Annotated in this window: 9 protein-coding genes and 1 tRNA gene; 3 read left to right on the top strand and 7 right to left on the bottom strand. The window is 44.1% G+C overall.

The window, feature by feature from the left end; translation table 11 throughout:
- Positions 1-91, top strand: a tRNA-Ser gene (locus Q0171_RS04105).
- A 13-nt stretch (positions 92-104) separates the two neighbouring features.
- Here the strand turns inward: Q0171_RS04105 and Q0171_RS04100 are convergent.
- The 4 genes from Q0171_RS04100 to hemH are packed head-to-tail and all read right to left on the bottom strand — an operon-like array spanning position 105 to position 6623.
- Complete coding sequence (locus tag Q0171_RS04100; RefSeq protein WP_299327057.1) at positions 105-1694, bottom strand: hypothetical protein; 1590 nt, start codon at positions 1692-1694, stop codon at positions 105-107.
- A gap of 3 nt (positions 1695-1697) precedes the next feature.
- Positions 1698-4895: a cytochrome c biogenesis protein CcsA gene (ccsA, locus tag Q0171_RS04095; protein ID WP_299327055.1), complete on the bottom strand. Its 3198-nt coding sequence runs from the start codon at positions 4893-4895 to the stop codon at positions 1698-1700.
- Positions 4896-4926: 31 nt separating this feature from the next.
- A complete protein-coding gene (locus Q0171_RS04090) occupies positions 4927-5517 on the bottom strand; it encodes a thioredoxin fold domain-containing protein (RefSeq protein ID WP_299327053.1) in 591 nt (196 codons plus the stop codon).
- Between the two features lie 20 nt (positions 5518-5537).
- On the bottom strand, positions 5538-6623 hold the full coding sequence (hemH, locus tag Q0171_RS04085; RefSeq protein ID WP_299327051.1) for a ferrochelatase: 1086 nt from the start codon (positions 6621-6623) through the stop codon (positions 5538-5540).
- 178 nt (positions 6624-6801) lie between these two features.
- Here hemH and Q0171_RS04080 point away from each other — a divergent pair, with 178 nt between their 5' ends.
- Together Q0171_RS04080 and Q0171_RS04075 are read left to right on the top strand one after the other, a co-directional pair.
- Positions 6802-7209, top strand: coding sequence for a hypothetical protein (locus tag Q0171_RS04080; protein ID WP_299327049.1), 408 nt, complete (start codon positions 6802-6804; stop codon positions 7207-7209).
- Positions 7210-7217: 8 nt separating this feature from the next.
- Positions 7218-7898, top strand: a complete 681-nt coding sequence (locus Q0171_RS04075; RefSeq protein WP_299327047.1) for a 16S rRNA (uracil(1498)-N(3))-methyltransferase — start codon at positions 7218-7220, stop codon at positions 7896-7898.
- Here the strand turns inward: Q0171_RS04075 and Q0171_RS04070 are convergent.
- The 3 genes from Q0171_RS04070 to prpD form a co-directional block, all read right to left on the bottom strand.
- The gene (locus tag Q0171_RS04070) at positions 7885-9231 is read right to left on the bottom strand and encodes an McrC family protein (RefSeq protein ID WP_299327045.1); all 1347 of its coding nucleotides are present in this window, start codon (positions 9229-9231) and stop codon (positions 7885-7887) included. The two genes, Q0171_RS04075 and Q0171_RS04070, sit on opposite strands and share 14 nt — an antisense overlap.
- Positions 9231-10928 (bottom strand): AAA family ATPase, encoded by a 1698-nt coding sequence (locus tag Q0171_RS04065; RefSeq protein ID WP_299327043.1) that lies wholly within the window; start codon positions 10926-10928, stop codon positions 9231-9233. The genes Q0171_RS04070 and Q0171_RS04065 overlap by 1 nt, the downstream gene beginning before the upstream one ends.
- Positions 10929-11504: 576 nt before the next feature.
- The coding region (prpD, locus tag Q0171_RS04060) for a 2-methylcitrate dehydratase (protein ID WP_299327041.1) at positions 11505-12383 on the bottom strand (879 nt) is incomplete at its 5' end.

The following is a 12383-nucleotide window of genomic DNA, read 5'->3' as shown; positions in this document are numbered from 1 at the left end:
GGACAGATGGGTGAGTGGCTGAAACCACACCCCTGCTAAGGGTGCAGATCCTAACCGGGTCTCGAGGGTTCAAATCCCTCTCTGTCCGCCACTTTTTATAATCCCTAGTATATAGCTTCTCCATTTACAACGCTTTCTTCCATAACCCCTTCATTATAGATATCTTGTAGCGATTGTGTGCGTCCATTTACAGATGGTATGTTCGAGTCTGTGCTAAATGTGCTAAATTTCCCTTCTAACTTTATTTCTGGCTCCAGAAATTCTATCTGCATATATTGCTCTTGCAAATCGACAAAAAACCGACTCGTTTGTATGCTTGTATCTTGCGCACTAGCAGTGAGCTTCCCATCAAGTCGCGCACCATTGAGCTGCCCCTCAAGCGCAAATCGCCCATCTGCCTGACTGACTTCAAACCCAACACCCCACGAGTCCTGCGCACTATTATTCGCACCAAATGTCTCTAACCCATAGCGCGCAAGATCATCTAGCATGATGTTTAGATTCTCTCCATGAGCTTCAAGCGAGCCTTTTTGAAATGCGAGATTATACACACCCTTGCACCCTACTTGTGCATCAAAGCTCGCAGGCAAACGCAAAAACTCCAGAATCCGCATAAGCGAGAGATTCTCTCCGCTAAATTGCAATAGATTCTCATGCAAGCGCGCGCTCACAAGCCCACCTAGCGACTCGCTTGTCATGTGTAATGCCAAAGAATCCCCAAAGTCAATCTCCCCACGCAAATCAAGCCCACCACCAAGTGTAAATCCAAACACCTCTCCAAGCGCACTCATATCATCGGTAGCAAGCTCGTAGCGCAGCAAAGTATCTGCTATCTCTACTTGGAGTGAAGCGAGCTTTCGCGAGGGGTATTGTGGCGAGTAGAGTGAGGTGTGCAGCACAGAGTCAAGCTCCTGCGTATCGTTTCGTAAGATCAGCTCGCCACTAGGAAGTGCAAATCGCCCAACGAGCTGGCGTGCATGAGAATCTTGCTTGTAGTAGAAATCTACACCAAGCGTCTTACTAGACATACTGCCTAAACCAGATACACCGCTTGATGTATTTCTCAAGGAAAATCCACTGCTTTTCACACCGATTTGCACGATACCAGAATCTGCTTGCATGAGTAGTGAAGCATACCCGCTAGGAGCGATATCTAGCGACAAAAAGCGCGCATAAATCTCCACAGGCAAATCCTGCACGCGCAAGGCATAGTCTTTAGCATGAAAAAAGCGCATATGTGCTAGTAGCGCAATTTGTGGATTGACATCTTGCGCTTTGGCGGATTGTGAAGTGGATTGCAAAGGAGGTAGTGAAGGCGACTGCAGGGGAGAGTGCATATCTGGGTGGATTTTAGTGCTAATAGTATAGTCCCTATAACTGCCCACGATATCAAGCTTAGTCAAAGGCTCACTAGAATCAAGTGCATAAACCTCTGCTACCATATCTACCCCACGCAGAGAATATGCGCCAGAGAGCTTTACAGAAAAGGTCTTATTGATTGTTAGAGTAGATTCAAGGCTACCAAACTTAATGCTAAGCGTGTGGATTTGTGTGGAAAATGGCAAGGAGTAGTTAAGCAGACTTTGGGCAAATGGCGTAAGAATCGTATTGCCAATGGTGCTAAAGAGCAATAGCCCCACACTTACCACGCAGGTAATGAGAAACACCCCAACCCACGCCAGAATCCTACTCATACCCTAGCCTTTGGATTTTGGCGGAAAGAGCTCTGGAGCATATAAATGCCGCTTGAAGGCTGCCACGCACACAAGTGCGATAGTAAGTGCGATAAACACATACAGCCCCCAAGGCACAGGGATAGGATCACCAGCTGCGTAAGAGTGCTTACCTGCGAGATAGTAATTCACCCCAAAATATGTCATCAAAATACTATAAAACGCCAGCACACTGCCTGCTGCAAAGATAAAAGGCATGTTTTTAAAACCGATAAAGCGTAAATGCAGCACGATCGCATAGATTCCAATAGAAATAAGCGCCCATGTCTCTTTAGCGTCCCAGCCCCAGTATCGCCCCCAAGACTCATTCGCCCAAATCGCGCCCAGGAAATTCCCAATAGTAAGCATAAAAAGCCCCAGCATCATACTCATTTCATTTATGGCACTGATAGAGAGGATCGCCTTATCAATGCTTGGCTTACTAGATTTTCGCGTGGCAAATAAAATAAGCGTAAATGCCCCCAGCACGAAACACAACCCCAAGAATCCATAACCTGCGGTAATAACAGAGACATGGATATTAAGCCAATAGGATTTAAGCACAGGGACTAGATTTTGGATTTGCGGGTCCATATAGCCCAAATGCGCGACAAACAAACTTACCCCAGCAAAAAAATTCGTCGCACAAAGCGCAAGCACAAAGCGCGGGAAAAACACCACTCCAGCCATAGCAGATGCCCAAGCAATGTAGAGCATGGACTCATAAGCATTGCTCCAGGGAGCATGATCTGCTACATACCAGCGCACGATAAGCCCAAGCGTATGCGCAATCGCACAAAGTGCCGTGAGCGTAAAAAACCCGCGATAGAGGATTTTAGGAATGGGACGATCTTTGTAAATCCCAACAAGCACGATGACAAAGCCAATCACCCCAAGCAGCAAATATGGGAGAATAAGTGTTTCAAAGACATTATAGTGATTGAGTGCTATCTCCCATTCTACACGACTCTGGCTGATATAGTCCTGCCCGCCATTTTGGGCTTGGTAGGATTCTATCGTGCTAAGTGCATTTATGCCCTCTTCCCACGAGTTTGTGCTAACACCTAAGATGATCCCCATAAACAGCGCATTCATCATAGAATCCATAGGCTGCATAAGATGCCCATACTGCTCTTTGGGGATTTGCCCTGACATAGCCAAAAATGCTAGCTCCGTTACAGAAAACCACTGCTGGGTAGCACTATCTGGGAAAATACGCAAGAAAACAAGACTCTGCAACCCTCGCAGAATCTCATAGCTCTGCGTTACTTGGCGCACATCTTTGTCAAAGACATTCCACTCGCTTTCGCTCTTTTGCTGCACATCGGCAAAATAATTATGCAGCTTAGAATCTCCTGTCGCAGGGTCATAAATATCCAGGAGCGAGACATAGCGCTCATTTGTATCAGTGCCTAGAATCTTGCGCAGCTTGGCGGTTTTGGTCGCGATGAGCTTGGCGCTAGCAAAGTCGTTAGGAAATGCGATTAGACCAATGAGTGCTTGCATATTAGTGAGATTTTCATAGCCATCTTTTTGACGGATCTTATGGATAATATTCATCGCCATGGTATCAAGCGGCTGGATTCTACCGGCATTATCACGCACTTGGATTTTGCCAAAACGCGTGGCAAACTCTTTTGTATTGTTTGCTAAAAGCTCCATGCGCGCTTGCTTGTGAGTAGGCTCAATTGTATCTGGGGACTTTTGCATATCATTCCACGCAGTGGCAAACAGCTGAATCTGCTCTGCTGATAACCCCTTATCTGCGAGAAACTGCGCGAGGTTTGATGGAAGATTTTGCAAGGGATTTTGCATTGATCCCTGTGTCTGCGAAAGAAGAGTGCTAGATTCTGGCTCACTTCCATGCGTTTGGATATTTTTGGGGGTTTGGAGACTTGGGCTAGAATCTAGTGCATGAAGCGGTGTCAATCCCCAAACTAGCCCAAGCGCGAAGACAAGAGAGAGCGTGCTTTTTTGCGAGAGATTGTGCGAGCTTAGGAAGCGTGCTAGGTGCATGAAGCGCCCTTTCTTATCAAACATCAGCCATAGCACGCCCAAAATCAACATTGTATAGCCGATATAGGTAGGGAGTTTGCCTGGGTCATGATTGACAGAGAGCACGCTTGTATAGTTACCTTTATCTTCATTAGGGAAATAATCGCTCTGGTAGAATCGATATCCACCAAAATCTAGCACATGATTCATAAATATCCTAAAAGGCATGATAACCTTGCCCTCACTATCAAGCACCTCAACTTCAGAAGCATAGGAAGATGGGTTGTCCGTGCCAGCATAAGTTTGCTTCTCAAACTCCAAAAGTCGCAATCCAAATGGCAGCTCGACCTTGCGCGCCCCCCAGTGGAAGCTCATTTTCATTCCGCCAATCTCTTCGCGCACGCTCATGCGCTCATTATAAGAGCCATTGCCCCCCATAAGCGTGATAGGCTTAGTCTCGCCATTGTAGCTTACAAGCAGATGGAGCACCATGGGCGCGTTTTTCTTACTCTGCATATCTGGCAAAAGCGCGATGTCTTGGGAGACAATCTCTACACTCTTGCCAAAAATCTGCGCGCTTGCATTGAGTTTGGGCGAGGAAAAAAGCGTTTTAAATACATTGATATTTGCCGGGATTTGCGCGTAGTCTTTTTCCCAATTTTCATTAAGTGCGGCAATGTTTATAAAATTGTCATTAGAGTAGTAAAAATGACTACTTGAGCCCTCCTCTATCCACATCATGCCCTCTTTCCCCAGATAGTGGGTAATCCCAGCACCAATGATAATGACAATAAATGAAGCATGCAGCAGGAGAGAGGCAAACTTCTTACGCGCAATCGCACAAGAGCGGACAAAACTGCCAATAAGCGCAAAGATGAGATAGACATGTAGCGCGATAAACCACCAAGATTTGTAAATAATAGTATGTGCAGCAGGAGCACCATAATCATTCTCGATAAATGTCGCCACCGCGCAAGAAAGCGCATAGAAAAACACCACAGGCAAAATCACTTTAAACGAATAAAATACTTGCAGCATGGGGGCGAATTTTGACACTAGGCTTCTCATAGGGCAAGCGCTAGCTTGGGAAAAGCCTGTCTGTGATTGATGTGGCGTAGTAGAATCTAATCCAGATTCTGGAGCTTGGGGCTTTAAGTTAGATTCTCTGGGTTCTTGGGCTTGTCGCATAATAATCCTTTGTAGATTCTAGTGATTTGGCTTAGATAGCTTGGAGATGTTGTTGGAGCATTTGGGTTAGGCGCTTATCATCACCCTGTGCGCTTTTCCATGTGCCAGAAGCGATGAATCCTAGCAGCGCTTGAAACTGCTTGGGTGGGAGATAGGCGGGATAGGCAAGGATACTTCTACCATCTTTATCGGCAAATATAAGCGTTGGCGTGGGACCTATGCGATAGATTTCAGCAAGCTTTCGCGTGGGGATAGCGTGCTCTTTTGCTTCTGCGCCTCCACCGACTTTAAAGGTGTGGAGCTTGGAGTAGCTTGTATTGATATAGTAGCTCGTAAAATGCGCTTTTAGCTCATCTTTTAGCGCTTGAGTTTGCTTGATGTCGTCCTTTAGATTCTCGCAGTATTTGCAGCCATTTGCACCAAAAATGAGCAGCATATATTTGCCCTTCGTCTCTATGGTATTGGTGCTGGAGAATACATCTTCTAGCCCTGCGTAGGTTTTTGCATCAAGCTCACTAGCAGCAATCTCTTCGTTCTCTTGACTGCACGCACTAAATGCCACAAATACAAAGGCGCACAAGAATGTGTGCCAAAGGGTTGATGAAAATATCTTGCGTGTCATACTATCTCCTTAAAATGTGTTTAGTCTGTGGGTTTGGGCACTTCTGGAACACTTGGGACAGAATCTAAACTTGCAAGCTTAGATTCTACTAGTGCGCAAATCATGCGTGCAAATCCCTCGCTTGCATTTAAGCATGGGCAGACAAGATACTCCAGCACGCCAGATTCTGCTGCAAGCTCTCTATACTGGATATTGAGCTCGTAGTCGGTTTCAGAATTATCAATCGTAAAAGCCAGCGGATAGACAATAAGCCGCTTGCCCCCAGCATGCGAGATGACATCGCTTGTAAAGGGGTTTAGCCAGCGCATGGGACCGACTTTGGACTGATAGGCAAGCTCTATATTCGCAAAATGCACGCCTCTAGATTCCAGCGCCTCTGTCAAAATCTCCACACCCTTTTCACATTGCCTAGCATACGGATCACCAGAATCAACGATTTTCTGCGGGAGGGAGTGTGCAGAGAGAAGCAAGGTAAAGTCAGCGGGGTTTCTATGGGAGTGGGGAGCAGGGCTTGAAAGATCTTGGGCGGATTTTGCGTGCTCTAGGGTGTGGATAATCGTATCGGCGATAAGCTCATACAATGGCGTATGCGCGTGATATTCATCAATCACGCTTACACGCGGGGCATAGGAGAGGGCTTTTAGATTCTCATAGATATCTAGGAGCGATGATTGCGTCGTAGTGGTAGAAAACTGCGGATACATGCTAAAAAGCACAATATCCTGCACACCTTTTGCCTGCAAATCTTGAAGCACATCTCTAGCAAAAGGCGGAGTATAGCGCATAGCATAGGTAAAAATCTTGCTAGAATCTAGCTTGCTAAGCTGCTGGCAGAGAGCAAATGTGTGTGCGGGCAGTGGGGAGCAGCCACCAATTTGCATATAGTTTTGCTTCACAGATTCTAGGCGTTTGTTGATAATGAGCGAGCCCACCATTTTACGCACAAATGAGTTTTTTATCCGTAAAATCAGCGGATCGGCAAAAATCCTGCGCAAAAAGCCCTCCACCCCAGAAATATCCGTAGGTCCGCCCATATTCAGCAGTATTACAGCAGCTTTCCCGCTTTCACCACTACGCCCCCCATTCTTACACACACTCTTGTCCATACTACTCCCTACATTGCTTCTTTTGCGCCCTAAGCCCATTAACTCCAACAATCGCCAAAATATCGCCTGCAATAATAATATGCTAAAATTAACGCACAAGCATAGTGGCGCAATCTGCGAGAGAATCGCGCAATACATTAGATCACATCGACACTGGAGCAAAAGCATGGAAACTGAAATGATTGTAAAAGCTTTTAATGACATGGTGTTTTTTCATGCGTTTTTTATGGCATTTTTCCCTATCCCTCTTATCATCAATCTTTACACGCTTTTCACTTTCAAAACCTATCAAAAAGTCATCATTAAGCTCTGGTTTGTCATGCCTATCATTTTTCTGCTTGTAGCAATTGGAAGCTTCACTGGTGTATTTATCCTAGCAAGCAGGCAGTGGTATATGACCTGGCAAATCGCGCTTATGATAGCGCTCATGGTGGGGATATTTGTCGCAGAAATCGTGCGGATAAAAAAGCTAAAGCTTGCCAAAACAAGCGAGGAGCGTATGGCGAGGTTTGTGCGCTTTTGCAAGTGGATATATGGTATCGAGCTGATTTTTGTGCTGCTTTTTAGTCTGCGAGTGATTGTGTAGGTGGGATAGTGCAATTTCTCTACCACAGGCAAGCGGGCGCGCCTAGAATCGAGCTTAGTGGGGAGGGGTTTGTGCATGTTGTTTCCGCGCGGCGCACACGAGCAGGAGAGAGTCTAGCCCTGCGTAATCTGCGCGACTGCATGCTGCATGGCTATATTATAGAATCTGTTGGCAAAAAAAATGCACTTCTACACCTAGAATCTAGTATTGATTTGCCAATAATCCCACACAAAAAATCCCATCTCATCTGGGCGATCACACAAAGCAAGACCATTGAAAAAGCTCTCCCCTCGCTTAACGAGTTAGGACTCACCAAGCTAAGCTTGTTTTGGGCAGATTTCTCCCAGCGCGGGCAGAAGCTTAGCCTGGAGCGGCTGGAGAAAATTCTCATAAGCTCATGCGAGCAATGCGGGCGCAGCAATCTGTGTGAGATAGAAATCCTAGAATCCACGCAAGCAGCCCTAGAGTGCTATCCTAGTGCAAAGGTGCTGGACTTTGGCGGCAAGGTTATCGGCGGTGATCTTAGTGAAAGTGTGAAGCTGGATTCTGGCGTGCTGGTGGGTGCGGAGGGGGGATTTAGCCAGAGAGAGCGAGCGCTGTTTGCTGGGCGTGAGATTCTGCGCTTTGCCACGCCCCAGATCCTACGATCACAGACTGCTGCGCTAGCCCTGCTGGCTAAAGCGCTCTAGCAATTGCTAGCAAGTCTTTAGCAGAAGTTTCTGGGGTTAAGAGATTAAAAACGCAGATATGAGCTTTTGGACTAGAATCTTGGGGGAGTCTAAAACTTTTGAAAGCAAGTCCTGGCTTTTGTAAAGGCTGCTGATTGTTAGATTCTAGCTGCGGATAGATAAGCAGGGCATTTTTACAATCAAAAGTATTAAGATAGGCTAGCGCTTGATATAAATCTGCATGCTGAATATCGCCCATACAATCTATACGCTTATATTTAGTATCGGCGATTATTGCTTGTTTATCATTAGCAAAATCCAGCACAATATCAGGGCGTATTGCAAATTGCGCGCTGTGTGTAAGCTGTTCTCTTACTTGCATGCGCACATTGATTTCATTAGATTCTACTGCCTCTTTCAAATGCCATGCGACAAAACTTTCAAATAGCACATTCATATCAAAAAGCAAAGAATCTGCGCGTGTTTTTGTGCCACTTGGGCAGAAGCTCAAGTGTTTTAAAAACACTTTGCACCAAGCAAGTAGATTTTCATAGGCTTTGAAATGGCGAGAATTGGGACAGACACTAAAATCAGCTTCAATATTTTGGGCTTCATCTATCTCATCAAAATATAGCAGCAGAGCGAGAATCTGGCTTTGTGTCTTTGGGCTAAAGCCCTGGTTTGCAAGAAAAAGTAGCGTAGTTTTTAGCAAGCGATTAGGTGCGATATTGGCACTAAATTCATCACTAGCAGTGAAAAATCGCTCCTTGTGGATAAAATTTTGCCTCAAATGCTCATTAAAAAGTAGCCTGCCTTTTAGGACATTGCGATTGGATTCTATGCTGATATAATCGCAGCGCAATCCCCTTTGCAAAAGCAGCTTTACCTCACGCACAAACATTAGCACAAGCGCTTCAAGAAGCGGATAGCGCGCAATGTCTTGCACACTAAGCTCAAGGTGCTTAAAAGGAGAGTCGCGCAGAGTTTTTAGCATTTTTAAAAACACTTCGCGTGCTTGTTTTATGCTTCCTTGTTGCTCATCTGTATTTGCTTTAGAATCTAAATCAGCGAGCTTTGGTAAAATCTCCACGCAAAAGCCACTTTTTGTGCTGATAATGCCTACATATTGTCGTGCTTTAAGTGTGTTTGAATCCTTAAATCCTAGCAAATCACGCGCTCTCTCTTGCATCGCAAAATCGCACAAATCGCTAAAGATTTGTTTAGCTTTTTGCTCTAATTTTGCCTTCGATGTAGAGTCTAAATTTTGTGCAGATTGCTCCGCTAGAGCTTTAGCGATTTTTTGCCAATCAATATAATCCCACTCGCGTATGCTAAGTGTTGGTAGTTTTTTCATTATTCGCTTGGCTCATTACTAGATTCTGGGCTTTCTTTAGATTCTGCAGGCTTTGCATTAGTGTCGTATATTTTTTGAAATTGCCATTGCGCCCAGCTACTAGAATCTGTAATGCTCCACACTTTCTTTTGGCTATCTACAAATTCATCATCTAGCTTTATGCCTAAATCTTGTTGCGTTTGGGATTTTATCATTCCATTATCATTTAGCACTGCATTTATCTTGGCATAATCATCATAGAAATACTCTTGTAATAGCGGCAGAATCTTGTTTTTAAACACAGCTTTTAAATCTGTGAGCGTTAGCTCATACTGCTCAATTCCCCTTTCCACAGCTTTTTCAAAAAAGAAGCTATGCCCTATCGTCCGCTCTCTATCAAGTAAAAATTCTATGCGATTATTCATTGCTTTTAAAAGCTCTTTTAAGTCTATTTCTCCATCATCACAAGAGATTTTTTCTAGCTCTTTTGGATTTGGCAGCATTTCTATAAACTCAAACCGCCTACGCAGCGCAGTATCAAGCAGAGCGATACTTCTATCAGCAGTATTCATCGTGCCGATAATGTAGAGATTTTGCGGCACGCCAAACCCGCCATTTTCTCTATCAAACTCATCACCACTATAAGGCAATCTCACGCGCAGCTCCTCCTCCGAGCCTATGCGTTTGCTAGGCTCTAGCAGGGTGATGAGCTCGCCTAAAATCTTAGAAATATTCCCACGATTGATTTCATCAATGATGAGAATATAGGGCTTTTTCTTCTCTTTTTGAGTGGGGGCTTGCGTTGGCTGCCAAAATTTAGAGTTCTCAAAATCTGCTATAGCTTTATAAAGCGTTATATAGTATCCTGCATTGCCGTGTCTATGGGATTTTGACTCGTAGCTTGGCTTCACATCATTCCAATCTTTAATCTCGCCACTTTTAAATCTCTCATAATCACGCTTGATGACTTCTTTAGCAAGGCTTTGCGTAGAATCTGCACCCACCTTTGCCCCTATTTTGATTGACTTAAATTCTCCATTTTGCAAGCGATGCACGCCTACGATTTTCATTTTTGTCTTCCAGCCACTAGTGATAAAATCTGGCTCTCTTTCCTCGTCAAGCTCACGCTCTACATATTCTGCATACGCTTCAAGCAGCTCATCAAGCTCATAGTCTTTTTGTAGCGCAGAAAGCTCTTTTTGGGAGTTTGTGTAGTTTTCTAACGCGCGCTCGCACATTGTTTTGAAAATCCCATTTTTTATCTCATAGCGCACATTGCTAGACTCTATCTCGCCGCTAAGGCTAGGCTTAATCCCCTCTACAAACTCCTCGTAGCCATAGCTTTGATGAAAGGTTACAAAGCCGATTTGCCCGTTTTGTCTAAATTTATCAAAAAGCTCTTTTTGCTCTTTTCGAGATTCTGGGATTAGCTGCCCATAACTTTGCAAAATCTCTAAAGCCTTGTTGATAGAGTGGTAAGTTTTCCCCGTCCCCGGCGGTCCATAAAGAATTTGATTGAGTGGGATATCGCGTGAAGACTGCGGAGAATCTTGTCTATGTAGATTGTCTGTAACACTTACATTATTTTCTTTTCTAAAATCATCGGCTTCAAACGAGTCAAAATATTTACACATTTCTATAAAATCATCTACTATTGTGTCTAATTGAGAATCATCTTTTTTGTATTTATGGTTATATTTTTCTAATTGTTTTTCCATTATATTTACAGCCTTACACCGAGAGTTGTCAATATCTGCCTGTGGAAACCCAAAAGAAAGCTCCAAATATGGCTTATTTTCCAGATAGCCGCCATACGCAATATAGATATAAATACCCTGTCGTGGCGTTAATTTATCACCATTTATGTAATTACTATTAAATATCTTTTCAGGTGCAAAAATAAACCAACTATCATCATTAAGGAACCCTCCTCCATTACCAATACCTACCTTCAATCTATATTGATAATTTGTCATAAAACTTAACAATTCTTTTGCTACTTGAGCTATCGTTCCTTCACAGCTTATCTTGCCCAGCTTTGTCCTCTTATCTCTTGCAATACAATCATCAACCTGTTTTATCAACTCCCTAATTGCATTCTTAAACCTTTCTCTTTCATCACTAAGCCACTGCATTTTTGCTCCTTGTTACAAAAATTATCCCAACATCATAGCCATAAAAAATCTAAAATATGATTATATATGGGGAATTGTCTATCATCATGCCTTACCAAAGCTAAGTCATGATGATAGATTAGGCAAGATAGCTTTGACTCAAAATATCAAATATAAAAACTACAACGCAAATAAATCGCTAAATTCATTAAACGCCATAGATTCTAGCTTGGCTTGATTTTCACACACTGCCTTAATCTGCTCGCATTTTTTGGGGCTAAGTTTTAGAGTGATATTGCGTTCAAACTTCGCCACAAGCACAGGGATTCCTTCAGCCCTTCTGCGTTTATGCCCGATAGGATACTCCACTTCTACCTTTTCGCTCTTGCTGCCATCTTTGTAGAAAATCTGCACTGCATTGGCGATGGAGCGTTTATCCGCCTCTAAATACTCACGCGTGTAGCGATCATCTACTTCTACTACCATCTTATCACGCAGGGCGTCAATGCGTTTATCACTCGCCACAGAATCTTCATAATCTTCAGCGCTCAATCGCCCAAACACAAGCGGCACAGCCACCATATACTGAATGCAGTGATCCCTATCAGCAGGGTTTGCAAGCTCACCGACTTTGTTGATGATTCTATGTCCAGATTCTTGCGTGGTAATCACAATTTTTTCAATAGAATCTAGTCTGTCTTTTACTTCATTATGCAGTTTCAAGGCACATTCTACGGCAGTTTGCGCGTGGAACTCCGCTGGGAAGCTGATTTTAAACAGCACATTTTCCATTACATAGCTGCCAAATTCTTGCGGGATAGTGAGCTTTTTGCCTTTCATTTTCACATCTTCAAATCCCCAGAATTCCGCACTTAACGCACTTGGATAGCCCATTTCTCCACTTAATGCTTTCAAAGCTAGATTTACGCCCCTTGAGCTTGCATCTCCTGCCGCCCAGCTTTTGCGTGAGCCTGTGTTTGGCGCGTGGCGATATGTCCGCAACGCCCCGCCATCAATGAAAGCGTGGCTTACCGCGTTTCGCACTTCTTCAAAGCTCCC

The organism is uncultured Helicobacter sp. (genome assembly GCF_937906905.1).
GTDB lineage: Bacteria > Campylobacterota > Campylobacteria > Campylobacterales > Helicobacteraceae > Helicobacter_B.
This window is presented reverse-complemented; position numbering and strand designations above follow the sequence as displayed.

What these genes read in the sequence shown, in the direction of transcription:
- hemH (WP_299327051.1), bottom strand. Translation starts at nt 6,623, where the DNA reads ATGGACAAGAGTGTGTGTAAGAATGGGGGGCGTAGTGGTGAAAGCGGG.
- Q0171_RS04100 (WP_299327057.1), bottom strand. Translation starts at nt 1,694, where the DNA reads ATGAGTAGGATTCTGGCGTGGGTTGGGGTGTTTCTCATTACCTGCGTG.
- Q0171_RS04090 (WP_299327053.1), bottom strand. Translation starts at nt 5,517, where the DNA reads ATGACACGCAAGATATTTTCATCAACCCTTTGGCACACATTCTTGTGC.
- Q0171_RS04070 (WP_299327045.1), bottom strand. Translation starts at nt 9,231, where the DNA reads ATGAAAAAACTACCAACACTTAGCATACGCGAGTGGGATTATATTGAT.
- Q0171_RS04080 (WP_299327049.1), top strand. Translation starts at nt 6,802, where the DNA reads ATGATTGTAAAAGCTTTTAATGACATGGTGTTTTTTCATGCGTTTTTT.
- ccsA (WP_299327055.1), bottom strand. Translation starts at nt 4,895, where the DNA reads ATGCGACAAGCCCAAGAACCCAGAGAATCTAACTTAAAGCCCCAAGCT.
- Q0171_RS04065 (WP_299327043.1), bottom strand. Translation starts at nt 10,928, where the DNA reads ATGGAAAAACAATTAGAAAAATATAACCATAAATACAAAAAAGATGAT.